The 15109-nt window shown below is 40.7% G+C and carries 14 protein-coding genes; 11 read left to right on the top strand and 3 right to left on the bottom strand.

Annotated features, from left to right (window positions below):
- The first annotated feature begins 63 nt into the window (after positions 1-63).
- The 11 genes from AB986_RS08630 (at position 64) to AB986_RS08575 (ending at position 12498) form a co-directional block, all read left to right on the top strand.
- A complete protein-coding gene (locus AB986_RS08630; RefSeq protein WP_048310437.1) occupies positions 64-1992 on the top strand; it encodes a PTS fructose transporter subunit IIABC in 1929 nt (642 codons plus the stop codon).
- Between the two features lie 264 nt (positions 1993-2256).
- Positions 2257-3273, top strand: coding sequence for a tRNA dihydrouridine synthase (locus AB986_RS08625; RefSeq protein ID WP_048310436.1), 1017 nt, complete (start codon positions 2257-2259; stop codon positions 3271-3273).
- Positions 3274-3515: 242 nt separating this feature from the next.
- Positions 3516-4226: a DUF975 family protein gene (locus AB986_RS08620; protein WP_048310435.1), complete on the top strand. Its 711-nt coding sequence runs from the start codon at positions 3516-3518 to the stop codon at positions 4224-4226.
- Positions 4227-4394: 168 nt separating this feature from the next.
- On the top strand, positions 4395-4976 hold the full coding sequence (locus tag AB986_RS08615; protein WP_048310434.1) for a type 1 glutamine amidotransferase family protein: 582 nt from the start codon (positions 4395-4397) through the stop codon (positions 4974-4976).
- Positions 4977-5123: 147 nt separating this feature from the next.
- On the top strand, positions 5124-5981 hold the full coding sequence (locus AB986_RS08610; protein WP_053216093.1) for a P-loop NTPase family protein: 858 nt from the start codon (positions 5124-5126) through the stop codon (positions 5979-5981).
- Between the two features lie 518 nt (positions 5982-6499).
- Complete coding sequence (locus AB986_RS08605; protein WP_048310433.1) at positions 6500-6733, top strand: hypothetical protein; 234 nt, start codon at positions 6500-6502, stop codon at positions 6731-6733.
- Between the two features lie 549 nt (positions 6734-7282).
- Positions 7283-8074: a phosphotransferase gene (locus AB986_RS08600; RefSeq protein ID WP_048310432.1), complete on the top strand. Its 792-nt coding sequence runs from the start codon at positions 7283-7285 to the stop codon at positions 8072-8074.
- 264 nt (positions 8075-8338) lie between these two features.
- A complete protein-coding gene (locus AB986_RS08595) occupies positions 8339-9565 on the top strand; it encodes an iron-containing alcohol dehydrogenase (RefSeq protein WP_048310431.1) in 1227 nt (408 codons plus the stop codon).
- A gap of 1 nt (position 9566) precedes the next feature.
- The gene (locus tag AB986_RS08590; protein ID WP_048310430.1) at positions 9567-11024 is read left to right on the top strand and encodes a CoA-acylating methylmalonate-semialdehyde dehydrogenase; all 1458 of its coding nucleotides are present in this window, start codon (positions 9567-9569) and stop codon (positions 11022-11024) included.
- Between the two features lie 277 nt (positions 11025-11301).
- On the top strand, positions 11302-11826 hold the full coding sequence (locus AB986_RS08580) for a DinB family protein (protein ID WP_048310428.1): 525 nt from the start codon (positions 11302-11304) through the stop codon (positions 11824-11826).
- 93 nt (positions 11827-11919) lie between these two features.
- Positions 11920-12498 carry a cupin domain-containing protein gene (locus AB986_RS08575; RefSeq protein WP_048310427.1) on the top strand — a complete coding sequence of 193 codons (579 nt, stop codon included), beginning with the start codon at positions 11920-11922 and terminating at the stop codon, positions 12496-12498.
- A 72-nt stretch (positions 12499-12570) separates the two neighbouring features.
- On the opposite strand, the gene AB986_RS08570 is transcribed toward AB986_RS08575, so the two are convergent.
- The 3 genes from AB986_RS08570 to AB986_RS08560 are packed head-to-tail and all read right to left on the bottom strand — an operon-like array spanning position 12571 to position 15098.
- Positions 12571-13674, bottom strand: coding sequence for a GerAB/ArcD/ProY family transporter (locus AB986_RS08570; RefSeq protein WP_048310426.1), 1104 nt, complete (start codon positions 13672-13674; stop codon positions 12571-12573).
- Between the two features lie 18 nt (positions 13675-13692).
- Entirely contained in the window at positions 13693-13929 is a 237-nt protein-coding gene (locus tag AB986_RS08565) for a hypothetical protein (protein ID WP_048310425.1), read from the bottom strand.
- 11 nt (positions 13930-13940) lie between these two features.
- Complete coding sequence (locus AB986_RS08560; protein ID WP_048310424.1) at positions 13941-15098, bottom strand: Ger(x)C family spore germination protein; 1158 nt, start codon at positions 15096-15098, stop codon at positions 13941-13943.
- Between the last annotated feature and the right edge of the window lie 11 nt (positions 15099-15109).

Genomic DNA, 15109 nt, shown 5'->3' with positions numbered 1-15109 from the left:
TTTATTCCCTCCATTAATAAGATAGGATATGTGTAAGCGATATCATGAAAAAGGGGGATGAACATGAAGTTGTTAGCGATTACATCTTGTCCGAACGGGATTGCCCATACGTACATGGCAGCGGAGAATTTACAAAAGGCTGCTGAAAAACTGGGTGTCGAGATGAAAGTAGAAACGCAAGGGTCGATTGGCGTTGAAAATGAATTTACGGAAAAGGACATTCAAGAAGCTGATGGGATTATCATTGCAGCTGATAAGACGGTTGTGAAGGACCGGTTCAACGGCAAAAAATTACTTAGCGTTGGTGTTCAGGAAGGAATTCGAAATCCTGAAGGGTTGATCAAGAAACATCAGAACGGCGACGTGCCAGAATATCATAGTAGTGGAACTGAAGCTGCAAAAAGCGAGAAGAAAGGGAAAGAAAATCCGATCTACCGTCATCTTATGAACGGTGTTTCATATATGATCCCGTTTATTGTGGTCGGGGGACTGTTGATTGCTATCGCACTTACAATTGGAGGGAAACCAACCGAGAATGGACTTGTGATCCCTGAAGGTTCTTTCTGGAAAACGATTGAACAGCTTGGCGGCGCGTCATTTACGTTCATGATTCCGATTCTTGCCGGATTTATTGCCTACAGTATCGCCGATCGACCTGGTCTCGCACCGGGTATAATTGGGGGATACATTGCGGCGAATGGGAGCTTTTATGGAAGTGAAGCTGGAGCAGGATTCATCGGAGGTATCATCGCTGGTTTCCTCGCAGGTTACGTTGCGCTGGCGATTAAGAAGGTTAAGGTTCCGAAATCTGTCCAGCCGATCATGCCGATCATCATCATTCCGGTTTTTGCATCACTCATTGTTGGGCTAGCTTTTGTATTTCTCATTGGTGCTCCGGTAGCGCAAGTATTTGTAACACTAACGGACTGGCTTGCAGGCATGCAGGGAACAAGCTCGATTCTTCTAGCAGTTATCCTTGGCGCGATGATTTCATTCGACATGGGTGGTCCTGTTAACAAGGTTGCCTTCCTATTCGGAGCAGCTATGATCGGAGAAGGAAACTACGAAATTATGGGTCCGATCGCAGCAGCGATCTGTATCCCTCCTATTGGGATGGGCCTTGCAACATTTCTTAAGAAACGAAAGTATCAGGAAGCAGAAATCGAAACAGGTAAAGCATCGTTTACAATGGGGCTATTTGGAATTACGGAAGGCGCGATTCCGTTCGCTGCCCAAGATCCGCTCCGCGTTATTCCAAGCATTATGGCAGGCTCGATCACAGGTTCAGTGATCGCCATGATGGGGAATGTTGGCGACAGAGTTGCTCACGGTGGTCCGATTGTAGCGGTACTAGGTGCGGTTGATAACGTGGTCATGTTCTTTGTAGCTGTCATTGCAGGTGCATTCGTCACAGCATTACTGGTTAATACGCTGAAAAAAGACGTTACTAAGATGGAGCTTGCCGGCGAAGGGGTACAAGTAGAGGCTGCAACAGCTCATGAGGAGACACCTCCTGTTTCAAAAGTAACAGAGGTTACGAAACTAACAGATATCATGAACGAAAACTTGATTAACATCAATATAAAAGGTTCAAAAAGAGACGACGTAATCGATGAAATGATCGGTATGCTTGAAATGGAAAACGTACTTGAGTCGACAGAAGACTTTAGGGACGCAATTCTTGCAAGAGAAAATGAAAGCTCGACAGGAATCGGTATGAACATTGCCATTCCTCATGGAAAATCACCAGCTGTTTCAGAACCTCGCGTAGTGTTTGGCATCAAGCGCGAAGGAATCGATTGGAACAGTCTCGATGGAACAGAAGCACGACTGATCTTTATAATTGCCGTTCCGAAAGAGAGCGAAGGAGATGCACACTTAAAAATTCTACAGATGCTTTCAAGAAAACTAATGGACGATGATTTTCGAGAGCAGTTGTTAGAAGTGAAGTCGGATGAAGAAGCGTATGAACTATTGAAACAGGTGCAGTGAAAGTAGGAATCTAAGGAAATGAAGTGGAGTTGGTCATTCAAATGATCAACTCTATTTTTTCGGTCTATACTAATAGAAGAAAAGCGAATGATTTGGAAATTGCCAGTATATCACTCCAAACCCATAACTCATTCCCTTGCACTTTTCGTTAAATCATTTTAAAGTATATAATGGTTGAGATATAACGTAACTGACATGGATAAAACAATCATCATTTATAAATATGGGATCATGTGTCTCTTAAGGAAAGGGTTCAGATAGATTATGAAAGAAAATTTTTGGCATGAGCTACCACGACCATTCTTTGTTTTGGCTCCAATGGAAGCCGTGACAGATGTCGTATTTCGTCATGTTGTAAGCGAGGCAGCGAGACCAGACGTATTCTTTACAGAGTTTACGAACACCGAAAGCTTCTGCCATCCAAACGGAAAAGAAAGTGTAAAGGGGCGTCTGACGTTCACGGAAGATGAACAGCCGATCGTCGCTCATATTTGGGGAGACAAGCCGGAATACTTTAGGGAAATGAGTATCGGAATGGCCGAAATGGGCTATCGCGGTGTAGATATTAACATGGGCTGTCCTGTGCATAACGTTGCAGCGAAAGGGAAAGGATGCGGGTTAATCCGTCGTCCGGATGTTGCTGCAGAAATCATTCAGGCTGCCAAAGCTGGAGGATTGCCAGTAAGTGTGAAAACACGCCTTGGTTATACAGAAGTTGACGAATGGCGCCACTGGCTAAAGCACCTTCTTGAACAGGATATTGTAAATCTTTCTATCCACCTTCGTACGAAGAAGGAAATGAGTGAAGTTGATGCTCACTGGGAGCTTATTCCTGAGATCAAGAAACTTCGTGATGAAATTGCCCCTAATACGCTTCTGACGATTAATGGGGATATTCCAGATCGTCAGAAGGGACTTGAACTTGTAGAAAAGTATGGCGTCGATGGCGTTATGATTGGACGGGGAATTTTCCATAATCCATTCGCTTTCGAAACAGAGAAGAAAGAGCATACAAGTGAAGAACTGCTTGATCTCCTTCGACTGCATCTTGATCTTCATGATAAGTATTCGACAGAACTGGAGCCTCGTTCATTCAAACCGCTTCGCCGCTTCTTCAAGATCTATGTGCGCGAATTTAGAGGTGCAGGTGAGTTGAGAAATCTGTTGATGAGTACAGAATCCACTGATGATGTACGTGCTCTGCTTGATGAGTATACTGGTGGGAATCTCGGAGAGAGTTCTCGTGATTCAGTAGAAAGTATGAGCGGTGTCGAAAGCTAGTTTCAACATACAATAGGACGTTAAATAAAATCAGTTAGGCATATTTATGTCTAACTGATTTTTATATCAAGAGCAATTAATAAGCTAGCTCAAATACTGCTCCATTGGTAATCTTTTATGAGTCAGATACGATTGATCTTAAAGAAATGAAGTTATGTTCCTCTGGTTATCACTTTATTTAGCAAATGTAGTTGTGTAGAATCGCCATTAGAAAGAAGTTAAACGTATCGCAGGGGGCATTCATGATTTCAGAAGTAAAAGGAAATGCATTACATATTTTAAAAGGTAATTGGATGAAAGTAGTGAGCTTAGTTTTCATTACTTATCTACTGATCTCTCTAGCTGGAGCAGATTATTCTACTTTGTCATTTAATAGAGGAGGATTAAATTTTAGTCCACTTACCTTTACAAGTTCGCTAAATATCGTCGGTATCATTCTTGGGTCACTTATAGGGAGTATCCTTTTCTTTGCTTTAGTGGATCTGATTCATAGTATTAAACACCATAAAGACAAGAAGTATCTTACATCCTTTTTATATGGATTTAGACATAGAACGCTTATTATTAAAGGTTTTATCATCTTAGTCGTAAATCGGGTTTTACAACTGGTTGTCGCTATATGTACAGGTGGCGCACTCTTTAACTTACTGTTGGTGAACACCCCTTTAAGGGCAGGGGTATTATTATTAATCGCCTTGATGGCTGGTTGGTTGTACTTAGGGATATCCCAATGTATGTATATCTTTTATGACGATCCCAAAGAAAATTTGATAAAGTGCATTTCTTCTAGCATTAGATTGATGAAGGGGAGGAAGCTCCAACTATTAGGTTTGTACATCAGTTTCATCGGATGGTTTTTACTAGGTTTACTAGCATTTATCGTAGGAATTTTGTGGAGCATTGCTTATTTTAAAGTTTCTAGGTTTGAATTCTATGAATCAATAAAAGAATAATTTTTTTAACAAGGGAGCGTTGATCTCAAAAGGATGAACGGCTCCCTTTTTTATTTGATAGAATACATTGAGTTATTCATAACGATTTGGAATAATTGGTATCATAAGGATTGGAAAAATCAAGAATAAGTGGTCTTACATTTTATACTAATTTGGGAGGTCGCGCATATGAAAAAAATATTGGTTTTTGTTACAGATGGTTTTGCTGATTGGGAAGCAAGTTATGTAACTGCTGAATTAAATAAACCAGGAACGGGTTATCACGTTCAGACGATTGCGATTGATAAGGAAGCTAAAACCTCAATGGGTGGTTTAACAGTCCTGCCGGATTATAGCTTACAAGACTTCTCTCCTCAAATGGATTTAGCAATGTTAATCATTCCGGGTGGAACAGGATGGAGAGAAGAAAAAAATCATCAGGTTAAGAGTCTCGTGGATTATTGTTTTGAAAGAAGTATTCCAGTAGCAGCCATTTGTGATGCAACGACTTTTCTTGGAGAATACGGATATCTTGATCATCATAACCATACAGGTAACTCATTGGCTTACCTAAAAGAAGGCGCACCAAATTACCGAGGTGACGAAAAATACATAGACGAACAATCTACTAGTGATGGTAATTTAATTACGGCTAATGGAAGTGCAGCATTGGAATTTTCGAGAGATATTCTAAGTAAATTGAATGTCTTACAAGGTGAAAATCTAAAAGAGTGGTACGATTTATTTAAAAATGGTTTTATTAAAAGATAATATGTAAGCGTTCTAAAGTAGGCGGATTTGAACTAACTTGAACGAAAGGAGATGAACGAAATGAAGAAGACGCTGGAAATGCAGAATTAACGTGGTGGTTACATTAGACTGACCATCATTAATTTAATAACAAGGTAGGTGGTTAGTTTGGCAGAAACAAAGTTGATTATCGTTGAAGGTATGTGGGGTTCAGGTAAAAGCACGACGGCTAAGTTAATTTATGATCATTTAACTAAGGCCGGCATCGACACAAGGGCTTATCTTGAGGGTGATCTAAACAACCCAGCAGATTACGATAAAGTAGCTTGTTTTACACAGGAAGAGTATAACGAGCTAGTAGAGAAGCACATAGATTCTCTCAAATTGATTGAGGAAATTACGCAATGCAAGGGAAATTACTATTTCATAGAATATGGAAAGCTTCAACAGGAATTAACACATGAGTTACCAAATGAATTGTTTGCTGATGTGATGCACAAAGATATTTATGATGGAAACCTTCCATTAGAACGTTACTGTGAAGTGCATTTGAATCGGTGGAATGAGTTTGTACAGGCGCACAAGAAAGAAGAGTCTGTCATAGTTTTTGAGTGTTGCTTCCTTCAGAATCCTCTTTCAGCTATGCTTGGTCGATATGACGCTTCTGAAGAAATGATTAGCAATTATGTATTGAAGTTGGCCGATCTGATCAAGCCGTTAAATCCATCACTTCTCTATTTCCATCCTGGTGATGTTCGTTCTATTTTAAACAGAGCATTCCATGAGCGATCTTCCGAATGGCGAGATGGTGTAACGCAATATTACACTCAACAAGGATATGGACGAAGTCATGGTTTAAAAGGCTTTAACGGCCTCGTTGAATTTTTAAAAGTTCGAACTGAAATCGAGTTAAACATCATAGATGACCTTTTAGTGAAGAAGACCGTAATAAGAAATGATGATTTCAATTGGGAGCGGGTTCAACAGGAAGTAATTCAATTTGTTGAGGATTCGTTTGAGGGATAAGTGGAATGGCGGGTTTTTTCACCCGCCATTTAATTATTTATTCAAGACAGATTGTTAAAACTATTTAAATATGAGAATAATTGCGGTAGTACCCATAACGATTAGTAAGAGAAGGCTAACAAAAAAGGTTACGATAGAAGCAACTACATATTTCCTCTTTCTAGAGTAATAAATCGCGCTGACTAAACTTACAAGTAAAAATAGGGGACTAAGCATAAAAGCGCCAGAAAATAGAACTAGTAAAGCTATAAGCAGAAATAAGAAAGGCATAAATTTAATTCGCTCCGTTTTTATAGGATTTACATTGATATTCTTTCTAGAGAGGAGTAATCCCTAGATTAGGGTATGTTTAGGTAATTCTCATATGGATAACATTCATCAGTCTTTAAAGTTATAGTTTATCATACTGAAATATATTGTTATTAATGGATAATAATTGAAACTTTAATCCGTAATTAACGTACATACTAGTATAAAACTACTTAACTATTTTAGTTTGATAAGAAAGGAAGGGTTTGATGAAACTTATTATCGGAGGATTACTTATACTGTGGGGCTTAATCATTCTTTACTTTTCTTTATTTAAGATGAAACAAGAAGATTATCGAGATAGAAGTTCGGTGGGAATAAGTGGATTTTTAGAATGGGAGCTCTTAATGAAAGTTATTAATAGGGTTCCATATGGTTTTGCAAAGAGTTTTGTATTAATCATTGGCGCTTCATTTATTGTTACAGGTGCTTTCGTTATTTAATTATGTTCAGACTCTCTAATCAGATTCAAAAGGTTCTTTTCTAAAAGATTGTTGCTTTTGAAACAATGATTGAAAAAACCACACTTAGGATTGGAGCGGAAGGATGGTCGACTCCTGCGGGACTAGCGGGACAGGTGAGACCCCGCAAGAGCGTAAGCGATGAGGAGGCTCACCGCCCGCCCCGCGGAAAGCGAGCATCCTGGAGCGGAAATTAACCCACTCATATAAGGTGAGCTAGTCATTATTATTTTAATTGATTATTGGAAAAACTTACTATACACTTACTAGTAGAGATGTAAATGGAAGGGGAATTTAACTTAACATGTGGATTACCTTGTAATGATGAACGAATTGAATAGAATACGAACCTCTAAGTAACGGGGGAGTATGTCTATTTATCACTCATTAACAAGGGACGCTTGGTGTGTTAATTCCTAAGAACACAAGTGGATACCTTTGTATCTGCTTTTTTTGTGTAAAAAAACTTACATCTCTATTAGACACATCTTAGTATCCCAAGATTTTCTACTAATGGAAGGGGATTTATAGATGTCAAACAACGATAAAGAAGAATTGCTAACAGGTGGGAATGTCTCGAATGTATACCGTTCAGGAAATACGGTTCGACGAGAACTGAAGCCAGAAAGTATCAAAATACATGAGTTATTAAAGCATTTGGAGCACAAAGGGTACGATCATGCACCTAGGTTTTTAGGTATAGATGAAAAAGGTAGAGAGGTTCTATCATACATTGACGGAGAAGCTGGTAATTATCCGTTAAAAGAATACATGTGGTCTACTGATGGCTTAAAGGAAATCGCAAGAATGCTGCGTCTTTATCATGATGCTGTGAGCGACTTTCCGATGGATAACATTGAGCCACTTGATCATACACCAGAACCTTATGAAGTGATGTGCCATAATGATTTTGCGGTGTATAACATTATTTATGATCATCAAAAACCAGTCGGGATTATTGATTTTGATGTTGCTGCTCCTGGGCCAAGACTTTGGGATATTGCCTATACGCTTTATACATGCGTACCGTTAAGTAGACTTTACCATACTGAAACAGGTGAAGCCGTTTATTATGAGTCATCGCGGGATGCCGACCGTATTAGACAAAGAGTGAAGTTGTTCTTTGAATCGTACGGTGTTGAAGGAATGGAAGAAGGTTATGTTGAGATGGTATTGCTACGGTTAGAAGGATTGTGTAAATACATGGTAAGAAAAGCCGGGGAAGGCGACGGTGCTTTCCAAAAAATGATTGATGAAGGGCATTATGAGCATTATCAAAACGAGATTCGATTTATTCGTAAGCATGGAGAAGAGTGGTTGTAAGGGAACGTTTATGTATGGCTAGTTAGGCACATCTTAATCCAAATGGATTAAGGTGTGCCTTACTTTTAGATGGATGTACTGATATCCTAATAAGGTTAAGAAGAAAGTTTTAGAGTTATCGTCAATGATGGTAGGAAAGAGGTACCTTCATCAAGAAGGAAGATAATGGGGGAACTTTGCCTTTGTTTCATAGACTCCAAGAATCGCACACGTTATGTTTTATACTGCTTTACTCAAGCATGGCATTTCAAAAGGAGAGATCGAATGAAACATTTTGCGGTTTTTCGTACACCTCAAACGATTCTCTATGGTAGAGAGTCGTTTAGACAAATTGGTGAAGAAGCAGCTCTTCGCGGTCAGAAAGCCCTTATTGTTAGTGATCAGGTGATGACGAGTCTTGGATATGTGAAAGAGTGCCAGGAGTTTCTAGAGCAAAAAGGAGTAGTAAGTGAGGTTTACACCGGTGTTGAATCAGAACCAAAGGATGACTATGTGTCGGAAGGCCTTGTTCTTTTTCAAAACACGAACTGTGACATTGTGATTTCACTTGGTGGAGGAAGCTGTATTGATACGGCGAAAGCGATAGCGGTTCTTGCGACGAATGGGGGTTACATAGGGGACTACCGAGGTAATAGAACAATTGCTGAGAAGGATCCGATTCCGCATCTCGCCATTCCAACAACAGCTGGAACCGGCTCAGAAGCAACGGACGTTACGGTTATTACAAATACAACGACTGATGTGAAAATGATGATCAAGCAGCCGGCCTTCATGCCAGTGGTTGCGATCGTTGACCCGCTATTATCCATTTCATCTCCAAAGCAAGTTACGGCAGCGACAGGGATTGATGCACTGAGTCACGCAGTTGAAGCTTATTTATCAAAACGAGCTCATCCGATGACAGATGCGATGGCACTGTCTGCAATGAAGCTTATTATCAATAATATTAGAAGCGCTTACAGCGATGGAGAGAATCTCGATGCAAGAGAAAGTATGAGTTTGGGAGCCCTCCAGGCGGGAATGGCATTTACAAATGCTTCCGTTTGTCTTGTGCACGGGATGTCGCGGCCGATCGGTGCGCTCTTTCATGTGCCACACGGGTTTTCAAACGCGATGCTGCTTCCGGCTGTTCTCGAATACAGCATGGAATCCTGTACGGGTCGTCTTGCTGAAGTTGGCCGACTGTTCCAGCCTGAAACAGATGCTTTATTATCAAATGAAGAAGCCGCAGAACTGGCAGTAGCTTCCGTAAAGAATCTCTGCGCATCACTAGAGATTCCCAATTTGAAAGAATGGGGCATTACCGAGCAGGTTTACCAAAGCGCTATTAGTAAAATGGCAGCAGATGCTTTAGACAGCGGGAGCCCAGCAAATAACCCACGCTTACCAACGCAAGCGGAGTTAGAAGAACTGTATCAGATTTGTTATGACTATCAGTTTACGAGTCCAGAAAGAGTTCAATCTTACGCGCAACAGGAAGGGGAAATTTAACATGACAACGACTGCAACGAACGTGCTACAGAATTATATCAATGGCAAATGGGTAGATGCCAAAACCGAGCAGTTCCAATCTGTCCCGAACCCAGCAACAGGAGAAGAGCTTGCGCAGGTTCCGATTTCAACGCGAGAAGATCTTGATGAAGCGGTGAAAGTAGCTAAGGCTACGTTCAAAACATGGAGTAAAACACCTGTCCCGAAACGCGCACGTATTCTTTTTAAATACCAGCAGCTACTCGTAGACAACTGGGACGAGCTTGCGAAACTGTTAACGCAGGAGAATGGGAAAAGCTTTAAAGAAGCGCAGGGAGAAGTACAGCGCGGCATTGAGTGCGTGGAGTTCGCTGCTGGTGCACCGTCGTTAATGATGGGCAAACAGCTCCCGGATATTGCGACGAATCTTGAATCTGGCATGTACCGCTATCCAGTCGGCGTCGTTGGAGGGATTACACCATTTAACTTCCCAATGATGGTACCTTGCTGGATGTTCCCACTTGCCATCGCAATGGGGAATACGTTCGTGTTAAAACCGTCTGAACGAACGCCGTTACTCGCGAACCGATTAGCTGAGCTTTTTAAAGAGGCGGGACTCCCTGATGGCGTACTGAACATCATTCATGGTGCGCATGATGTGGTGAACGGTCTATTAGAACATAAAGATGTACCTGCGATCTCGTTTGTTGGCTCACAACCTGTTGCAGAATACGTCTACAAAACAGGTGCAGCGAATGGCAAACGCGTCCAAGCGCTAGCCGGAGCGAAGAACCATTCGATCGTCATGGCGGATGCTGACCTTGATGCTGCTGTTAAAGAAATTATTGCAGCTTCCTACGGATCTGCAGGCGAACGGTGTATGGCTTGTTCCGTAGTAGTAGCGGTAGATGATGTTGTTGAACCACTTCTTCAAAAGCTAAACGAAAAAGCCGATGAAATCAAAATTGGAAACGGGCTTGATGAAGATGTGTTCTTAGGACCTGTTATCCGTAAAGAACACAAAGAACGAACGGAGAACTATATTCGTAAAGGGCAGGAAGAAGGCGCGACGCTCGTTCGTGATGGGCGTAATGATGAAGCTTACAACGATGAAGGCTACTTTATTGGACCAACCATTTTTGATCACGTGAATTCTTCCATGCAAATCTGGAAAGACGAGATCTTCGCACCAGTTCTTTCGATTGTACGAGTGAAGAACCTAGAAGAAGCAATCGAGCTAACAAATGAATCTGACTTTGGTAATGGCGCATGCCTTTTCACTCAAAGTGGAAGCAACGTTCGTTACTTTAGAGAAAACATTGAAGTTGGCATGCTTGGTGTGAATATTGGTGTACCCGCACCAATGGCGTTCTTCCCGTTCTCAGGTTGGAAGAATTCGTTCTACGGTGATCTTCATGCGAATGGATCAGATGGCGTAGAATTCTATACGAGAAGGAAGATGTTGACGGCAAGATGGTAAATCAGTAAAAAAAAGATAATTGATGGAAAGGTGTAGAGGGGGAGCGACTTCTCTACCCTTTTTATGTGAAAAACGATCGCTTTACCAAAAGGCTCTTTTCTAAAAGATGTTTGCTTTTGAAACAATTATTGAATAAAGCTCAACATTTCGCTGATTGGAGCGGAAGGATGTTCTTCTCCCGCGGAAAGCGAGCATCCTGGAGCGGAAATCAAACTATTTACAGTAAAAGCAACAATGTCTTCGAAAAGAGCCTGCCCAAAAAAGAGGAGGTCTACTGTTGAATTTTAACTTGAACGAGGCAATTGAAGTGCTAGAACGGACACCACAAACATTGGAAGGGTTCTTAATCGGTTTATCCGATGGATGGATAGAAACGAATGAAGGGGAAGGAACCTGGAATGTGTCTGAAGTAGTTGATCATCTGATTGAGGGGGAGAAAACGAATTGGATCCCAAGAATAGAAGTGATTTTAAACGAAGGTGAAAATAGGTCTTTCCCACCCTTTGATCGGTATTCTCACTTAACGAAAGAAGCTGAAAGCTCAATCGATCAAAAATTGGCAGAATTTAAAAAGGTTCGAGCAGAGAGTCTAGCGAGAATAAAGGAGCTCATTGGATCGGAAGAACAATTTGAGTTAACAGGCATACACCCTGCTTTTGGTGAAGTAAAGCTAAGGGAATTGCTTTCAACTTGGGTTGTGCATGATCTGACACATCTTTCACAGATTGTTCGAGTGATGTCAGAAAGATATAGGTCGGATGTTGGACCTTGGCAAGAGTATCTTGGAGTATTAAAACGGTAAGCTGATGAGGGCGGGTTCTAATGTGGTATTAGGTACATTCCCATACCAACGTGAATAACATACCTTTAGAAACTTTGAAGGGGTTGGAAACAGATGCACGAAGAACCTTATAGTTACCAAAATCCATATCAAGGCTCAGAAGTAGAGGGAGGAAACCGATCAAATTATCATCGTCCTCCTAATGGGATTGGAAGGGTTCCTGTTAAGGATTACGGACAAAAACCATTTGTATTTGATATTAATGAAGCGACAATTCAAAACAAGACGTACCGAACCGCGATATGGACTGGTGAACATCTACAAGTAACATTGATGAGTATTGGTGTTGGTGAAGATATTGGTCTAGAAATGCATCCTAATCTCGATCAATTTTTACGAGTTGAACAGGGTCAGGGGCTTGTTCGAATGGGCGAGAAGAAAAATGATCTAAGCTTTGAAGCGAATGTTTATGATGATTTCGCCATTTTGATTCCTGCTGGTGCTTGGCATAATGTTATTAATACAGGGAATGTACCGCTTAAACTTTATTCAATCTACGGTCCACCGAATCATCCTTTTGGTACTGTTCATCGAACGAAAGCCGATGCAGAGGCTGCAGAAGAAGGGTACAGTCAGAACAGCGGCTCTCAAATTGCGTACCGTCTGAAGCCAGATGAATGGGTGCAGTTTTGAACACAGAGATGTTAAGGGTTCTACCATAAATGGTGAACCCTTTTCTAATTAAAAATAGGAGGAGTTTTCTACTTAGGTGTGTCCACGATTTTCCTTAACAAAAAGACTTCTAATCGCAACGATGAGTAAGGGTACAAATGCTAAGGAAAAGGCGAGAATCGTTTCCATGATTAGTCCACTTTCTCCAAGCTCTATTTCGTTTTGATACATCGTGAGTGAGAGAAGGTAGACAAGTAGGGTGTTAGGAAAGACCATTGTTCGTTTGTCTTGTACGTCAAAAACCTGTGTCACGACTTCATTTATGATAAAGAGCATCATGGTGAGTTTCATAAACGAAGCAACAACCAAGGCCATGCCAAACACTGATTCAACCCGCTGGATAATCTCTCCGATTTCAATCATCCTCGCAAGTTGAAAGATGGGAAACTTCTCAACCATTGCCATCGGACCTAGAATCATAATGCAAGCAACGATCGTGGTAGCTAAAATGAAACCGTTAATTAGCAATCCTACATACATCCAGCGTTTGAAGGGCTTGTCACAATTATGCTGTAAATAGGGAAGAATCATTGCGAAATACATAACATCCATATAAGGAAACCCAAAGCCTACATAAGCACCGTGCAAGATCGGCTTCCATCCCATTGGGAGAACAGGTAATACATATTCAGGATGAAAATGAGTCAAATTTAGAAGAATGATGAAGGAAATAATGAAAAGAATCACATATAGTAGTCCATGAAACATTCGCGCCATTACTTCTATACCTGATTTAACCGTGAGTGCTGCAACGAATAAAATGAGAAAGTGAAAAACATAAAGAGGTGTATGTTTCATCATAGAAGTTGAGAAGAATTGGCCCATACCGTGTGTAATATTGGCTGTGATTTGAAAGAGTAAAAGGACAAGAGCGATTCCAAATAAATAGGCTCCTCCTTTTCCAAGCAACCGTTTTGTATATTGGATATAAGATAGATCTGGGTATTTCCCATTCAACCAGAGCACAATGGCAAGTATAATAAACCCTAAAGCATTCGCTAGTAAAAGGGAGATCCATGCTCCGTTCTGAGCTAGGCTAATGAAAGGTCCTTGTATATTAATAATAGAGGAGCCTGTTATAAACGCTTGAAACAAAACAATCATTTGCCATGTACTAATCGTTTCTTTGTTCTTCATTGATAGAACCCCCTTTGTTTAAGGAGAAGTGAAATACGCGAGAACTGCTCGTGCAGGTTGTCCAAAAAGCAATTCGAAGAGATCATCTAAATTGAATGCATTCGCATTCATAATGAATATGTAGCTTAAATAAAACGAGATCAGGATTAAGGTAGAATAAACAATATTCTCTTTACGCCGCCTGTTATGTTGAAGGAGTCTAGAATACCCAATTAAAAGATAAACCACGAACATAATAAGAATCTTTTCAAACATCACGGTCCTCCTTATTCAAAGAAAGGCTTACCAATATCAGAGCCTGTATTGTTTATATCCACTTTGACATCAACGGTGAAAGGGACCTCACTAAATGTGTTTGGCCAGTCTTTCTTAAGCTCTTTCCATTCTTTCGGATGTTTTCGATAGATGGCGTTACCTAAACCAATCACATCGACTTGCTCTTTCTGAAGATACTGTAGCGTCTCTTCAATATTGGTTTTCACAACCTTTGCTACTTTTTCATTAAATTCTTGAAGGTTTTCGCTTTTATCAAGAACTGTACACTTTAATTCCCCAACATCACCTTCCATCTCCACTTTCACCTTTGCGGATACGCTCCCACCCGATAAATTCGCTTTCATATCAGTTTCTACATTACTAACCTCAATCGATTCTTTAACCATGACATCCTCGCCTCCGCAAGGTACCTCAATAATCCCGAATCGATACTCACCTAGAATAGTAAGCAGTGCTTCAGTTTGAAGAGAAGAGATCTGCCCTGAAAACTTACCTTTATTAATAATGGCGAGGCCTCCAATAACCGCTTCGCCTGATTCTTTTATATGATAATAAGGAATTTTGGCAGTCTGAGTCTCGCTTTTCAATTCTCTGCCAAACGTTAGAAGGTTTACTTCCATTGTTTTTGAGGTGAAATTGTGGGACGCTGCTTCTATTTCTTTCAATTGTTGACTAATCGTGTTCTCAATAAACGGCTCTTGATTTAAATAATCCTTTGCTTTCCCTTCCGTCATCCCAAGTGTGATGAGTAATCTCGGCTCATGGTCTCGATAGAAAAACTCTAATATCTCTCCAATATTTCTACTTTGTACAATTTCATCACTTATTAAAATGATTCTCGTATGACTCCACTGTGCTTTTCGTCCTAAATGGGTTGTAATATCGCGCACCGCTTCAAATATCGAATCCCCAGATGTCTCAATATTAACGTACGCTTCACCATCTCCCCCTCCAGCACTGCCGATTTTTGGAGAGGGCTTAATGAATTGAGTTGTTAAATCTATTACTCCTTCTTCTTCCTCAGACAGATCGATCGCAACAGCTTGAACAAATCCGTAAGCTGGTAATTCATCATGATCCCAACATCCTGTTAACAATAGAGTAGAGTTGATCAACAAAATGGATAAGCATATGTGCTTTACATTCATATCAGTATCAC

It is taken from the genome of Guptibacillus hwajinpoensis (assembly GCF_001039475.1).
Taxonomy (GTDB): Bacteria; Bacillota; Bacilli; order Bacillales; family Guptibacillaceae; genus Guptibacillus; species Guptibacillus hwajinpoensis.
This window is presented reverse-complemented; position numbering and strand designations above follow the sequence as displayed.